This is a genomic window from Sphingomonas oligophenolica, assembly GCF_039522915.1.
In the GTDB taxonomy this organism is placed as follows: Bacteria; Pseudomonadota; Alphaproteobacteria; order Sphingomonadales; family Sphingomonadaceae; genus Sphingomonas; species Sphingomonas oligophenolica.
In genome coordinates this window covers 61280-75305 of the sequence record NZ_BAAAEH010000013.1, presented here as the reverse complement: position 1 = coordinate 75305, position 14026 = coordinate 61280, and the positions used below count along the sequence as shown (strand labels likewise).

Genomic DNA, 14026 nt, shown 5'->3' with positions numbered 1-14026 from the left:
ATGTGATGCTTGGGTATGCGTGGAAAACTCTCGGTTGGTTCCTGGCCAGCGTGGCCGTGGCGCTCGGCTTTTTGCTGGTGCCGCTTCAGGTGGCGGCCGAACGCAAGAAGCTCGACCGGACGGTGAGCCAGATTGCTGAGGCGCACCGCGACATCCGCGCGTTGGAGACCGAGTTCGACACCCGCGCCAATCTCGCCCAGCTCGAGAAATGGAATGGCGACACGCTGCGCCTGACCGCGCCGGTCGCGGCGCAGTTCGTGCCGGATACGGGCGCGCTCGCCTCGCTCGACGTGCATCAGGGCGCGTCGATTCAGATGGCGTCGCTGGTCGTGCCGTCGCTGCCTGACGCGGGGATGAAGCCCGCAGCGCCCGTGGTACCGGCGGCGACCGCGCCGGTCGCGGCAGCGGCGCCGACCATGACGGCAGCGGTGGCGCCGGTGCGCGACCATGCGATCGCGCGCGGCAAGGCGCAGGCGATCGCGCTGCTCGATCGCAAGCTGATGAGCGATTCCACGATCGGCGACCTGCTGGGCGGCACGCGGGCGGAAGCAGGCGGCGCGCATTGACCGCACTCGTCGCCCGGCCCCTGCCGCCGCGGCGGATGACCGGCCAGCGCCACGCGCTGGTCGCGACCGCGCATGTGCGGCTGATGATCCTGATGCTGATGATCGCCGCCGGCTTCGCCCTGGTGATCGCGAAGATCGCAATGCTCGGCCTGCTCACCACCCCGGCCAGCGCGCAGGGGCCGAATTTCGGATCGCTGATGCGCGGCGATATCCTCGATCGCAACGGCGAGCCGCTTGCGCGGACGATCGAGGCCTGGACGATCGGCGTCCATCCGTCGCAACTGATCGGCGACCGTCACGACATTGCCGACAAGCTCGCTCAGGCGATGCCCGAACATGACGCGGCTTATTATTACAGCCGACTGACATTGCCGGTGAATTTCACCTATCTCGAGCGCCATGCGTCGCCGGCCCTGGTCAACCAGATCCACGCGATCGGCGAGCCTGCCCTCGTGTTCGCGCAGGAGCCCGAGCGGCTTTATCCGCAGACGACGATGGCGGCGCATGTGCTCGGTTATATCGGGCCGACGGCGAAGGACCCGCGGATCATGGGCCGGGCCGGGATCGAGCGCGCGTTCGAGGAGCGGCTGACCAACCCGGCGCAGCGCGGCACGCCGATCACGCTGTCGATCGATTCACGCGTCCAGGCAGCGATGGAGAGCGAACTCGGCCACGCGATGACCTCGTTCCAGGCAAAGGCGGCAACCGGGGTCGTGCTCGACGTGAACACCGGCGAAGTGATCGCGATGGTCTCGCTGCCGGTCTACAACCCCAACAAGCTCGCGGGCACCGGCATCGACGCGCTGCGCAACAATGTGACTCAGAGCGTGTACGAGCTCGGATCGACCTTCAAGCCGATCACCATGGCGACAGCGATCGAGTCAGGCGTCGTCACCTCGATGTCGAAACGCTTCGATGCGACCGAGCCGCTCCATATCGGCGGCTTCACCATCCATGACGACCATGCGCAGAAACGCTTCCTCGATATTCCCGAGACGCTGGTCCATTCCTCGAACATCGCGACCGCGCGGATCGCCGACGAGATCGGCAAGGACCGGCTCGCGGCGATGTTCACGGCCATGGGATTCGGCGAACGGCCGACGATCGAGCTGCGCGAGCGGGCGGGGCCGATCTGGCCGGTCTTCTGGGCGCGGACAACGGTGATGACCGCCGGCTATGGCCACGGCATCGCGGTGACGCCGCTTCACCTCGCCAATGCCTATGCGACTCTGGTCAATGGCGGCATCTGGCGGCCGACGACCTTGATGAAACTGGCCCCGGGCGCGGCGCCGGCGGGGCGCCGGGTGCTGTCGGAAGCGACCAGCGCGCGGATGCGGCAATTGCTGCGCCTGGTCGTCACGCAGGGCACCGGCCGCAAGGGCGAGGCACCGGGCTACCGCGTGGGCGGTAAGACCGGCACCGCCGAGATTGCCGGCGCCGGAGGCTATTCGAAGAAGTCCAACGTCTCGACCTTTGCCGCTGCCTTCCCGATGGATGCCCCGCGCTATGTCGTCGTCGCGATGCTCGATGCGCCGATCGCCAACGCTGAATCGGCCGGCCAGACGACCGCCGCCTGGACCGTGGCGCCGGTCGTCAGCCGGGTGATTTCGCGCACCGGCGCGATGCTCGGCGTGCTGCCGAGCACCACCCGCGACGTCGACGTTTCCGAATTGCTGCCCCTGTTGTGGCACGCGCCGGGCGAAGACTCGGCCGATCCGGAATGAAGCTCGGTGCGCTGACCGGCGGCCTCGAGGACGCGACCGTCACCAGCTTCGCGATCGACCATCGCAAGGTGGCACCGGGCACGATCTTCGGTGCCTTCGAGGGCGCTCAGGTGAATGGCGAGGATTTCATTCCAGCGGCGATAGCCGGCGGCGCGATTGCCGTGGTGGCGCGGCCCGAGGCGCGGGTCGAGGGCGTGGTGCACATTGCCGACGCCAATCCGCGCAAGCGTTTCGCCCGGCTTGCCGCGCGCTATTTCGCGCCGTTCCCGGAGACGGCGGTGGCGGTGACAGGGACCAACGGCAAGACCTCGACTGTCGAGATGACCCGCCAATTGTGGCGGATGGCGGGGCATCATGCCGCGTCGATCGGCACGCTCGGCGTGACGACCGCAGACGACCAGGTTTCGACCGGGTTGACCACCCCGGACATCGTCACCTTCCTCTCCAACGTCGCCGGACTGGCGCGCGAGGGGGTGAGCCATGTCGCGTTCGAGGCGTCGAGCCACGGCCTGTCGCAATATCGCACCGAGGGGCTGCCGGTGCGGGCGGCCGCCTTCACCAACCTCAGCCGCGATCATCTCGATTATCACGGCACGATGGAGGCCTATTTCGAGGCCAAGCTGCGGCTGTTCTCCGAGGTGGTCGATCGCGACGGTGCGGCGGTGGTCTGGGTTGACGATCCAGCGTCGGCGCGGGTGATCGAAGTGGCGCGGGCGCGTGGCATCCGGGTGATCACGGTCGGCACGCGTGGCGAGACGTTGCGACTGATGTCGCGCGACCCGACCCTGCTCGGCCAGGGCCTGGTGATCGCGGCCGAGGGCAAGGCGCACAAGGTGATGCTGCCGCTGATCGGCGCCTATCAGGCGGCGAACGCGCTGACCGCGGCGGGGCTGGTGATCGCCACGGGGGGAGATGTCGCGGCGACGCTGGCGGCGCTGGCGCGGCTACAGCCGGTGCGCGGGCGGCTCGAACGCGCGGTGATCGCGCGGACCGGAGCGCCGGTCTATGTTGATTACGCGCACACGCCCGACGCGCTCGAGGCGGCGATCGCTGCGCTCAAGCCGCATGCCGCCGGGCGGCTGATCGTGGTGATCGGGGCTGGCGGCGACCGCGACCAGGGCAAGCGCGAAGCGATGGGGGCAATTGCGGCGACGATGGCCGACCGCGTGATCGTGACTGACGACAATCCGCGTTCGGAGGATCCCGCGGCCATCCGCGCGATGGTGATGGCTGGCGCGCCGGAGGCGACGGAGATCGGATCGCGGCGCGATGCGATTGGGGCCGCGGTCGGCGAGGCGGGTCCGCGGGATATCGTGCTGATTGCGGGCAAGGGGCATGAGCAGGGACAGATTGTCGGAGATATGGTGCTGCCGTTCGATGATGTGAACGTAGCCCGGGAGATGGCGGCGTGACGCTCTGGACCTCAGCCGAGATTGCGGCCGCCACCGGCGGTATTGCGTCCACCGATTTCACCGTCACCGGCGTCACCTTCGACTCCCGCGAAGTGGTCCCTGGCGACCTGTTCGTCGCGCTGAAGGGCGAGGCGAGTGACGGGCATCAATTTCTGGATCAAAGCTCCGAGCGGGGAGCGTCGGGTGCGGTTGTCAGTGTAACGACACCGCACCCGCATGTTTTGGTCGCCGATACGATGGCGGCACTGGAGGATCTGGCGCGCGCGGCGCGCGCGCGCACCGCCGCCAGGATCATCGGCGTCACCGGATCGGTCGGCAAGACCGGCACCAAGGAGGCCTTGTTCGCAGCGCTCGACCGGTGCGCGCCGGGCGCGGTACATCGCTCGGTGAAAAGCTACAATAACCATACCGGCGTGCCGCTGAGCCTCGCGCGGATGCCCGCTGCCAGCCGCTTCGGCATCTTCGAGATGGGGATGAATCACGCCGGCGAGCTCGCGCATCTGACCAGCCTGGTCCGCCCGCATGTCGCGATGGTGACGGCGATCGCGCCGGCGCACACCGCCTTTTTCCCCGACGAGAGCGCAATCGCCGATGCCAAGGGCGAGATCTTCGCCGGGCTCGAGCCGGGCGGCATCGCGATCGTGCCCTTCGACAGCCCCTATCGCGACCGGCTCATCGCCGCCGCCCGACCTTATGCGGCACGGATCGTCACCTTCGGGGTCGACGACGGCGCCGATGTCCAGGCGATCGAGACGATGCGCAGCGCCAGCGGCGGCACCTTCGTCACCGCTCGGCTCGGCGATCAGGAATTGAGTTTCACCGTGTCGCAGCCCGGAATGCACTGGGTATCGAATGCGCTCGCGGTGCTGGCAGCGGTCGACGCGGTCGGCGGCGACCTTGCCCTGGCCGGTCTCGCCCTCGCCGAGCTTGGCGGGCTTGCCGGGCGCGGCGCGCGGCTGACCGTGCCGGTTGCCGGCGGCGACGCGCTGGTGATCGACGAAAGCTACAACGCCAATCCTTCGTCGATGCGCGCGACCCTCGCGGTGCTGGCGGCTGAGCCGGCAGTCCGCAAGCTCGCGGTGCTTGGCGAGATGCGCGAACTCGGCGAGAGAAGCGACGCCTATCACGCCGATCTGGCCGGCCCGATCCTCGCTGCGGGGGTCGAACGGGTCATCCTGGTCGGTGAAGCGATGGCGGCGCTCGCAAACGCGCTTGAGGGCAAGATCGATTTCGTCCATGTGGCCGATGCGGCCGCGGCGCGCGATCGCCTTCAGGCGATCCTGGCACCCGGCGACGCGGTTCTCATCAAGGGTTCGAACGGAGTCGGGCTTGCGGCGGTTGTCGCTGGCCTGGCGGGCGGGATGACTTAATGCTCTATTTGATTGCCAAATATCTTGGCTTCCCGGGGTTATTGAACCTCGTTCGATACCAGAGCTTCCGCACCGGCGCGGCAGTGGCGACGGCGTTGTTCATCGGCCTGCTGATCGGGCCGCGCTTCATCGGATGGCTGCGAGTCCGCCAGGGAAAGGGTCAGCCGATCCGCAGCGACGGGCCGCAAAGCCATCTTGCCAAGCGCGGCACGCCGACCATGGGCGGGCTGATGATCCTCACCTCGCTGATCGTCTCGATGCTGTTGTGGATGGACCTGACCAACCCGTTCGTCTGGGCCTGCGCCTTTGTGACGCTTGGCTTTGGCATGATCGGTTTCCTCGACGATTACGACAAGGTGACCAAGGCAAGCCACAAGGGTGTCTCGGGCCGTATCCGCCTGATCGGCGAATTCGTGATCGCTGGAATTGCGAGCGCGATCATCGTTCATGAGAATGGCACGCATCTCTATTTGCCGTTCACCACCGGGATATCGATCGATCTCGGCTATTTCTACATCGCCTTTGCCGCCTTCACGATCGTTGCATTCGGCAATGCGGTGAACCTGACCGACGGGCTCGACGGCCTTGCGACGATGCCGGTGATCATCGCTTCGGTCGCGTTCATGATCATCGTCTACCTGGCCGGCAACGCGAAGTTCGCCACCTATCTCGGCATTCCGCACGTGCCGCATGCCGGCGAACTCGCGATCTTCTGCGGCGGGATGGTCGGGGCGGGGCTTGCGTTCCTGTGGTTCAACGCGCCGCCGGCGGCTGTGTTTATGGGCGATACCGGCAGCCTTGCGCTTGGCGGGGCGCTCGGCGCGATCGCGGTCGTGGCGCATCACGAGATCGTGCTCGGCATCATCGGCGGCCTGTTCGTGATCGAGGCCCTCTCGGTGATCATCCAGGTGTTCTTCTACAAGCGTACCGGCAAGCGCGTGTTCAAGATGGCGCCGATCCACCATCATTTCGAGCAGCTCGGCTGGAGCGAGCCGACCGTCGTGATCCGTTTCTGGATCATCGCGCTTGTGCTCGCGCTTGCCGGCCTGTCGACCCTGAAGCTCAGGTGATCACCAGCCCCCTCTGGCGCGGCAAACGCTTCGCTGTGCTGGGGCTCGCGCGCTCGGGCGCGGCAACGGTGCGTGCGCTGGTAGCAAGTGGGGCCGAGGTTGCGGCGTGGGATTCGAGCGAGGCTGCGCGGGCGGGGTTTTCCGGCGCGACCATCGCCGATCCCGAGACGATCGACCTCACCGGTTTTGACGGCCTTGTCGTTTCGCCGGGCGTCCCGATCAATCGCCATCCGGTCGCCGCAAAGGCGCGCGCGGCGAACGTGCCTGTCATCGGCGATATCGAGTTGTTCGCCCAGGCCCGAGCGTCGCTGCCGCCGCACAAGGTCGTCGGCATCACCGGCACCAACGGCAAATCCACCACCACCGCGCTGATCCACCACATCCTCGAAACCGCCGGCGTCCCGGCGCGGCTCGGCGGCAATATCGGCAAGCCGATCCTCGGCGAGGAGCCGCTTCCCGGCGGCGGCGTCTATGTGCTCGAGCTGTCGAGCTACCAGATCGACCTGACCTTCACGCTCGACTGCGAGGTCGCGATCCTGCTCAACATCACGCCCGATCATCTCGATCGCTATGACGGGTTCGAGGGCTATGCCGCTTCCAAGGCGCGGTTGTTCGCGATGCAGTCGGCACGCCATGCCGCGATCATCGGCATCGGGGATACCGCCTCGGCGCAGATCGCGCGGAGCCTCTCGGCACGGGCTGAGCACCTCACCAAGATCGCGCCTGGCGTGTGCATGGACCAGTCGCGCTGGCCCTCGCTTCAGGGCCCGCACAATGCGCAGAACGCGCTTGCGGCAATCGGCGCCTGCCAGGCGCTCGGCGTTTCCGAAGCGGCGATCGATCGCGGGCTCGAGAGCTTCAAGGGCCTGCCGCACCGGATGGAGCTGGTCCGCACGCTGAACGGCGTCGGCTTCGTCAACGACAGCAAGGCGACCAATCCGGAATCGACCGCGCCGGCGCTGGCTGCCTTCCCGCGCATTCACTGGATTCTCGGCGGCCAGGCCAAATCCGACGACCTCGATGCCTGCGCTCCGCATTTCGGGCATATCGTGCGCGCCTATACGATCGGCGAGGCCGGGCCGCGCTTCGCGGCGATCCTCAAGCCGCTCATGCCGGTCGTGGAAAGCGGAACGCTCGACGCAGCGGTGACCGACGCCGCGGCCGGCGCGCATGCCGGCGAGACCGTTCTGCTCTCCCCGGCCTGCGCCTCGTTCGACCAGTTTCGCGATTTCGAGGATCGTGGCGATCGTTTCCGCGCCGCAGTCGAGGCGTTGCGATGAACGCCGCCCGCCCCGGCACGCTGACGCTCTGGAACCGGATGAAGGGCCAGGGCGGGCGCGGCGACAGGTCTCCGCTCGGCATGTGGTTCTGGGATATCGACCGGGTGTTGCTGCTCCTCGCCCTGCTGCTGATGGCGGTCGGGCTGGTCGCCGTCGGCGCTGCGTCCCCGGCGGCGGCGGCGCGCTATTCGGACGACAAGCACCATGTGCCGCCGCTCTTCTACCTCTGGTGGCAGCTCGCCTGGGTTGGGGTGTCGCTGCCGGTGCTGTTCATCGTCTCGATGCTGCCGATCACGATCGCGCGGCGGATCGCGTTGATCGGGACGGCGGTGTGCGTGGTGATGCTGATCGCGGTTCCCTTTATCGGCGTCGAGCGGAACGGCGCGACGCGCTGGCTCAATTTCAGCGTCTCGCTGATCCAGCCGTCCGAATTCCTGAAGCCCTTCTTCATCGTCACCTGCGCCTGGCTCCTGTCGATGAAAGCGAAGGACGATACGCTGCCCGTGGTCGTCATCACCGGCGCGATGACCGTGCTGGTCGGCGTGCTGCTGATGCTGCAGCCCGATTTCGGGCAGACCATGGTGTTCGCCGCGGTCTGGCTCGCCCTGCTGATGATCGCCGGCACCTCGCCCAAGGTCATGGCCGGGCTGATCGGCTGCGTGCCGGCGGGCGTGCTTGCCGCCTATCTGTTCTACGGCACCGCGCGCACCCGGATCGACGCCTATCTCTTTCCGAACAGCGGCGGCGCCGAGGGCGGCTCCGACCATTTCCAGACCGATGCTGCGCGCGCCACCATCACAGCGGGCGGCTGGCGCGGCACCGGGCCCGGCGGCGGGACGATGAAGTTTCGTCTTCCCGAGGGACATACCGACTATATCTTCTCGGTGATCGGCGAGGAATTCGGGCTGGTCGCCTGCGCGATCATCGCGCTGCTGTTCCTCGTGATCGTTATCCGGGTGTTCGTGAAGCTGCTCGACGAGACGGACGAATTCCGGCTTTATGCAGCCGCGGGCCTCGCCACGCAGTTCGGCGCGCAGGCGCTGATCAGTATGGCGGTCAATACGGGACTCGCACCCTCAAAAGGAATGACTTTGCCCTTCATCAGCTATGGTGGATCGTCCATGGTCGCGCTGTCGATCGGCATGGGCTTGCTGCTTGCCTTCACCCGGCGCAATCCGTTCGTGACGCGTTCCCCCTATATCGCGCGATGGAGCGGCGAATGAGCATTGCACGGCACTTCGTTCTCGCGGCCGGCGGCACCGGCGGCCATATGGTGCCCGCAGCGGCGCTCGCCGCCGAGCTGATGCGGCGCGGCCATCATGTCGCGTTGATCAGCGACGAACGCGGGGTGCGCTTTCCGGGGTTGTTCGAGGGCGTGCAGACTCATGTGTTGCCGGCCGGCCGGCTCGCCGGCGGACCGATCGGCTGGATGCGCGCCGCCTCGAGCATGATCAAGGCGCGGTCAATGGCGATCGAGCTGTATCGGGCCTTCAAGCCGGCCGCGGTGATCGGCTTTGGCGGCTATCCCGCGCTGCCCGCGCTGCTGGCCGCCTTCAACCTCAAGATCCCGACCGCGATCCATGAGCAGAATGCAGTGCTCGGGCGGGTCAACCGGCTCGTCGCGAGCCGGGTGAGCGCGATCGCAACCTCCTATGCCGATGTGGCGCGGCTCAAGGATGCCTATCGCGGCAAGACTCATCTGGTCGGCAATCCGGTACGTGATTCAGTGCTCGCGCTGCGCGCCAAACCCTATCCGCTGCTCGAGGAGGATGGCATTTTCCGTGTGCTCGTTACCGGCGGCAGCCAGGGCGCGAGCGTGCTGAGCAAGGTCGTGCCCGACGGGCTGTCGCTGCTGCCGATCAGCTTCCGCCGCCGGTTGCAGGTGACTCACCAGGCGCGAATCGAGGATATCGACGCGGCGCGGGCCAAATATGCCGAGCTGTCGATCGCAGCCGATCTCGCGACCTACCTGCCCGATCTGCCCGAACAGCTCGCATGGGCGCATATCGTGATTGCCCGAGCAGGCGCCTCGACACTTGCCGAGCTGACCGTTGCCGGGCGGCCGGCGATCCTGGTGCCGCTGCCCTCTGCGACCGACGATCACCAGACCGCCAATGCGCGCGAGATGACTGCGGCGGGCGGCGCGCGGACGATCGAGCAACGCAATTTCACGCCGGTCGAGCTTGCCAAGCAGATGCAGAAGCTCGGGCTCGATCCCACCGCGCTGCAGAATGCCGCGGCACGGGCGCGGAGCTGCGGCCGGCCGGACGCGGCGCGCGATCTTGCCGATCTCGTCGAGAGCCTCGAGGATACGCATGGTGATATGCCGATCGGCGAGGCGCGCCCGATCAAGTTCGGCGATCAGGCGGTTTTCGCATGAGGGGCGTCGCAACCGACATCGGCACGATCCATTTCGTCGGCATCGGCGGCATCGGCATGTCCGGTATTGCCGAGGTGATGCACAATCTCGGCTACAAGGTGCAGGGCTCGGATGTCGGCGAAAGCTATGTCGTCGAGGGGCTTCGCAAGCTCGGCATCCCGATCAGTATCGGCCATGCCGCCGAGAATCTCGGTGATGCCGCGGTGGTGGTCACCTCGACTGCGATCAAGCGCGACAATGTCGAGGTGAATGCTGCGCTCGAGCGCCGCATCCCGGTCGTCCGGCGGGCGGAAATGCTGGCCGAATTGATGCGGCTCAAATCGACCGTCGCGGTCGCGGGGACTCACGGCAAGACGACGACGACGTCGATGATCGCAGCCTTGCTTGACGCAGGCGGGGTCGATCCGACGGTGATCAACGGTGGGATCATCAACAGCTACGGCTCGAACGCCCGGCTCGGCGCGAGCGACTGGATGGTGGTCGAGGCAGACGAAAGCGACGGCAGCTTCCTCAGGCTCGACGGGACGATCGCTGTCGTCACCAATATCGATCCCGAGCATCTCGACCATTATGGCTCGTTCGACGCCGTGAAGGACGCCTTTGTCGAGTTCGTCGAGAATGTGCCTTTCTATGGCGCGGCGCTGCTGTGCCTCGACCATCCGGAGGTTCAGGGGATCATCCCGCGCGTCCGCGACCGGCGCGTCGTGACCTATGGCTTCTCCGCCCAGGCCGATGTGCGTGGCGTGAACGTGACGCCGATCCCGGGCGGCAATCGCTTCGAGGCGGTGGTGCGCAGCCGTGACGGCTCGACCCGCTCGATCGAGGGGATCGAGATGCCGATGCCGGGGCGCCACAATGTTCAGAACGCGCTCGCCGCGATCGGCGTGGCGCTCGAGCTCGGCATCGACGATGCGACGATCCAGCAGGGCTTTGCCAAGTTCGGCGGGGTGAAGCGGCGCTTCACCAAGGTCGGCGAAGTCCCGGTCGAGGGTGGGGGCGTCGTGACGATCATCGACGATTATGGGCATCACCCGGTCGAGATTCGTGCCGTGCTGTCGGCCGCGCGCGAGGGCGTCGAGAACCGTGTGATCGCCGTCGTCCAGCCGCACCGTTATTCGCGGCTCGGCAATCTGATGGAGGAATTCCAGCAGGCCTTCAACGATGCGGACATGGTGCTGGTCGCACCGGTTTACCCCGCGGGCGAAGCGCCGGTGGAGGGTGTCGATGCCGACGCGCTGGTCGAGGGGCTGAAGCGGCGCGGGCATCGCTCGGCGGCGACCGTGGCTGATGCCGATGCGCTGGCGAAGGCGCTGGTCGGCATGGCGCAGCCGGGCGACATGGTCGTCTGTCTCGGTGCCGGGGATATTACGAAATGGGCGGCAGGCCTCGCCGGTGCGATCGAGGCGCTGCGATGAGCAATGTCTGTTACGCCCTCCCGCCTTTGCAGGGCACCGCTGAACATCAGGGGAGCCTCGCCGACTTCATCTGGTTCCGCACCGGCGGCCCGGCCGAATGGCTGGTGCGGCCGAAGGACGTGCATGACTTGTCGGTGTTTCTTGCCGGGCTCGATCCTCGAACGCCGGTGCTGCCCGTCGGGGTCGGGTCGAATTTGATCGTGCGCGATGGCGGCGTGCCGGGTGTCGTGGTGCGGCTGCCCAAGGCGATGGCGAAGGTCGCGATCGAGCCGGAGAACAGGGTTCGTGCCGGGGGTGCGGCGATGGGGATCAGCGTCGCGAGCGCCGCGCGCGATGCCGGCATTGCCGGGCTGGAATTTCTGCGCGGGATCCCCGGCACCGTGGGCGGCGCCGTCAAGATGAACGCGGGCGCCTATGGGCGCGACACCTCGGACATATTGATCGAGGCGACTGTGGTCACGCGATCCGGTGATGTCGAGACATGGCCGGCGGCGCGGTTCGGCTACACCTATCGCCACTCGGATCTGCCGGCGGGCGCGGTGGTGGTCGAGGCGGTGTTCGAGGGCGTGCCTGGTGACCCCAAGGTGATCGGTGCCGAGATGGACCGGATCGCGGCGGAGCGTGAGGCATCGCAGCCATTGCGCTCGCGCACCGGCGGATCGACCTTCAAGAATCCCGACGGCGACAAGGCCTGGGCGCTGATCGATGCGGCCGGGTGTCGCGGGTTGACGCGCGGCGATGCGCAGGTTTCCGAGAAGCACTGCAACTTCCTTCTCAATCTCGGGAGCGCGACGAGCGCCGATATCGAGGCTTTGGGCGAGGAAGTTCGCGCAAAGGTAAAGGCGCATTCGGGGGTCGAGCTGGAATGGGAGATACAGCGTGTCGGAGTGTTCTCCGACGACGCCAGCAAGAAACGGGTGGGCGTGAAATGAGGCTGCATGTCGCCGTCCTGATGGGTGGGTGGTCCGCCGAGCGCGAGGTGTCGTTGATGTCGGGCGCGGGCGTCGCCGAGGCGCTCGAGACGCTTGGCCACCGCGTCACCCGGATCGACATGGACCGCGATGTGGCGGTGAAGCTTGCCGAGACGGCGCCGGATATCGTGTTCAACGCGCTCCACGGCACCCCGGGCGAAGACGGGACGGTGCAGGGCATGCTCGACCTGATGGGCCTCAAATATACTCATTCGGGCATGGTCACCTCGGTGATCGCGATCGACAAATTGCTGACCAAGCAGGCGCTGGTGCCGCACGGCATTCCGATGCCCGGCGGTCGGATCGTGAAGAGCGAGAGCCTGTACGAAGGCGATCCGCTGCCGCGGCCCTATGTGCTGAAGCCGGTCAATGAGGGATCGTCGGTCGGCGTCGCGATCGTCACTGACGAGGGCAATTACGGCAACCCGATCGCGCGCGGCGTCAAAGGCCCCTGGGGCGAATTCGAGGAGCTGCTCGCCGAGCCCTATATCCGCGGGCGCGAGCTGACGACCGCTGTGCTCGGCGGCGAGGCGCTGGGCGTGACCGAGCTCAAGCCCAAGAGCGGCTGGTATGATTATGACGCGAAATATACCGACGGGCTGACCGAGCATATCTGTCCGGCGGACATTCCCGACGAGATTGCCGCCGCCTGCAAGAGCATCGCGCTCGAGGCGCACAAATTGCTCGGCTGCAAGGGTGCGTCGCGTTCCGATTTCCGCTGGGACGACAGCCAGGGCGCTGACGGGCTGTTCCTGCTCGAGGTGAATACGCAGCCGGGCATGACACCGCTCAGCCTTGTACCCGAACAGGCACGGCATATCGGGATGAGCTATGCCGAGCTCGTCCAAAAGATCGTCGAGGAGGCCCTGAGCCCGGAGAAGGCAACGTGAGCCGCACCCTCAAACGCGGATCGCCGCCGCGCCGCCCGGTTCAGAAGGGGCGCCGCCAGCCGCCCAAGCCGTCGATCATCGACCGGATCGTCGCTGCGCTGCCGATCAGCGAGCAGGCCCTGCACCGGATCACGACCTGGTCGATCTTCACTCTGGTGTGCGCGGCGATCCTCGCCGCGGCGACCTGGTTCGGCATTCCGAGCGCGATCGGCGTTCAGCTGGCCGAGGGGATCGGTCGGGCGGGGTTCCGGGTCGAGCAGGTCGAGGTCACCGGCCTCAGCCGGATGGACCGGATGACCGTCTATGCCGTCGCGCTCGATCAGCGCTCGCGGGCGATGCCGCTCGTCAATCTCGAGGATGTCCGGCAGAAGCTGCTCGCTTATGGCTGGATCGCCGACGCCCATGTCTCGCGTCGGCTGCCCGATACCTTGCTCGTCCATATCGTCGAGCGGCAGCCGACCGCAGTGTGGCAGGATCACGGCAAGCTGTCGCTGATCGCGGCTGACGGCGTGTGGCTGGAGCCGGTCAAGGCCGAGGCGATGCCCGATCTGCCTTTGGTCATCGGCCCTGGCGCCAATGCCCAGGAAGCTGCCTATCAGAAGCTGCTCGATGCGGCGCCGGCGATCCGCCCGCTGGTCAAGGCGGCGACCTGGGTCGGCAACCGGCGCTGGAACCTGTTGTTCGAATCGGGCGAGACGCTGGCACTGCCCGAAGGCGAGGGCGACGCGGCCCGCGCGCTCGTCAAGTTCGCTCAGATGGACGGGCTCAAGCCGTTGCTCGGCAGGGGCTGGGTCAGGTTCGACATGCGCGATCCGACCAAGTTCATCGCGCGCAAGCCCGGACAGGTGAGCAATCGCGAGCTCACTGACCCCAATGATGTCAATGCGCCGGTGCGGCCGGCGCTGATTGAAGCAAAGCACGCCGCTCCAAATAGCAGTCAGGGATAAT

The 14026-nt window shown here is 66.9% G+C and carries 12 protein-coding genes; all 12 read left to right on the top strand.

The features are described 5' to 3' along the window. Nucleotides 1-5 precede the first annotated feature (5 nt). The 12 genes from ABD050_RS08300 to ABD050_RS08245 are packed head-to-tail and all read left to right on the top strand — an operon-like array spanning nucleotide 6 to nucleotide 14025. Complete coding sequence (locus ABD050_RS08300) at nucleotides 6-566, top strand: hypothetical protein (protein ID WP_343888803.1); 561 nt, start codon at nucleotides 6-8, stop codon at nucleotides 564-566. Next, nucleotides 563-2290 carry a peptidoglycan D,D-transpeptidase FtsI family protein gene (locus ABD050_RS08295; protein ID WP_343888802.1) on the top strand — a complete coding sequence of 576 codons (1728 nt, stop codon included), beginning with the start codon at nucleotides 563-565 and terminating at the stop codon, nucleotides 2288-2290. The genes ABD050_RS08300 and ABD050_RS08295 overlap by 4 nt, the downstream gene beginning before the upstream one ends. Next, nucleotides 2287-3702 carry a UDP-N-acetylmuramoyl-L-alanyl-D-glutamate--2,6-diaminopimelate ligase gene (locus ABD050_RS08290; protein ID WP_343888801.1) on the top strand — a complete coding sequence of 472 codons (1416 nt, stop codon included), beginning with the start codon at nucleotides 2287-2289 and terminating at the stop codon, nucleotides 3700-3702. The genes ABD050_RS08295 and ABD050_RS08290 overlap by 4 nt, the downstream gene beginning before the upstream one ends. Further along, entirely contained in the window at nucleotides 3699-5072 is a 1374-nt protein-coding gene (locus tag ABD050_RS08285) for a UDP-N-acetylmuramoyl-tripeptide--D-alanyl-D-alanine ligase (protein WP_343888800.1), read from the top strand. The genes ABD050_RS08290 and ABD050_RS08285 overlap by 4 nt, the downstream gene beginning before the upstream one ends. After that, nucleotides 5072-6142: a phospho-N-acetylmuramoyl-pentapeptide-transferase gene (gene mraY, locus ABD050_RS08280; RefSeq protein WP_343888799.1), complete on the top strand. Its 1071-nt coding sequence runs from the start codon at nucleotides 5072-5074 to the stop codon at nucleotides 6140-6142. The genes ABD050_RS08285 and mraY overlap by 1 nt, the downstream gene beginning before the upstream one ends. Beyond that, nucleotides 6139-7422, top strand: a complete 1284-nt coding sequence (gene murD / locus ABD050_RS08275) for a UDP-N-acetylmuramoyl-L-alanine--D-glutamate ligase (RefSeq protein ID WP_343888798.1) — start codon at nucleotides 6139-6141, stop codon at nucleotides 7420-7422. Before mraY ends, murD begins: the two co-directional genes overlap by 4 nt. After that, nucleotides 7419-8645, top strand: a complete 1227-nt coding sequence (locus ABD050_RS08270; RefSeq protein WP_343888797.1) for a peptidoglycan glycosyltransferase FtsW — start codon at nucleotides 7419-7421, stop codon at nucleotides 8643-8645. Before murD ends, ABD050_RS08270 begins: the two co-directional genes overlap by 4 nt. Further along, nucleotides 8642-9802: an undecaprenyldiphospho-muramoylpentapeptide beta-N-acetylglucosaminyltransferase gene (gene murG / locus ABD050_RS08265; RefSeq protein ID WP_343888796.1), complete on the top strand. Its 1161-nt coding sequence runs from the start codon at nucleotides 8642-8644 to the stop codon at nucleotides 9800-9802. Before ABD050_RS08270 ends, murG begins: the two co-directional genes overlap by 4 nt. Continuing rightward, nucleotides 9799-11217, top strand: coding sequence for a UDP-N-acetylmuramate--L-alanine ligase (gene murC, locus ABD050_RS08260; RefSeq protein ID WP_343888795.1), 1419 nt, complete (start codon nucleotides 9799-9801; stop codon nucleotides 11215-11217). Before murG ends, murC begins: the two co-directional genes overlap by 4 nt. Next, nucleotides 11214-12149 carry a UDP-N-acetylmuramate dehydrogenase gene (gene murB, locus ABD050_RS08255; protein ID WP_343888794.1) on the top strand — a complete coding sequence of 312 codons (936 nt, stop codon included), beginning with the start codon at nucleotides 11214-11216 and terminating at the stop codon, nucleotides 12147-12149. Before murC ends, murB begins: the two co-directional genes overlap by 4 nt. Next, entirely contained in the window at nucleotides 12146-13078 is a 933-nt protein-coding gene (locus ABD050_RS08250) for a D-alanine--D-alanine ligase (RefSeq protein WP_343888793.1), read from the top strand. Before murB ends, ABD050_RS08250 begins: the two co-directional genes overlap by 4 nt. After that, on the top strand, nucleotides 13075-14025 hold the full coding sequence (locus ABD050_RS08245) for a cell division protein FtsQ/DivIB (protein WP_343888791.1): 951 nt from the start codon (nucleotides 13075-13077) through the stop codon (nucleotides 14023-14025). The genes ABD050_RS08250 and ABD050_RS08245 overlap by 4 nt, the downstream gene beginning before the upstream one ends. Nucleotide 14026: the final 1 nt, after the last annotated feature.

Coding starts and splice junctions, on each gene's coding strand:
- murB (WP_343888794.1), top strand. CDS start 11,214: ATGAGCAATGTCTGTTACGCCCTCCCGCCTTTGCAGGGCACCGCTGAA.
- murG (WP_343888796.1), top strand. CDS start 8,642: ATGAGCATTGCACGGCACTTCGTTCTCGCGGCCGGCGGCACCGGCGGC.
- ABD050_RS08250 (WP_343888793.1), top strand. CDS start 12,146: ATGAGGCTGCATGTCGCCGTCCTGATGGGTGGGTGGTCCGCCGAGCGC.
- mraY (WP_343888799.1), top strand. CDS start 5,072: ATGCTCTATTTGATTGCCAAATATCTTGGCTTCCCGGGGTTATTGAAC.
- ABD050_RS08300 (WP_343888803.1), top strand. CDS start 6: ATGCTTGGGTATGCGTGGAAAACTCTCGGTTGGTTCCTGGCCAGCGTG.
- ABD050_RS08290 (WP_343888801.1), top strand. CDS start 2,287: ATGAAGCTCGGTGCGCTGACCGGCGGCCTCGAGGACGCGACCGTCACC.
- murC (WP_343888795.1), top strand. CDS start 9,799: ATGAGGGGCGTCGCAACCGACATCGGCACGATCCATTTCGTCGGCATC.
- ABD050_RS08270 (WP_343888797.1), top strand. CDS start 7,419: ATGAACGCCGCCCGCCCCGGCACGCTGACGCTCTGGAACCGGATGAAG.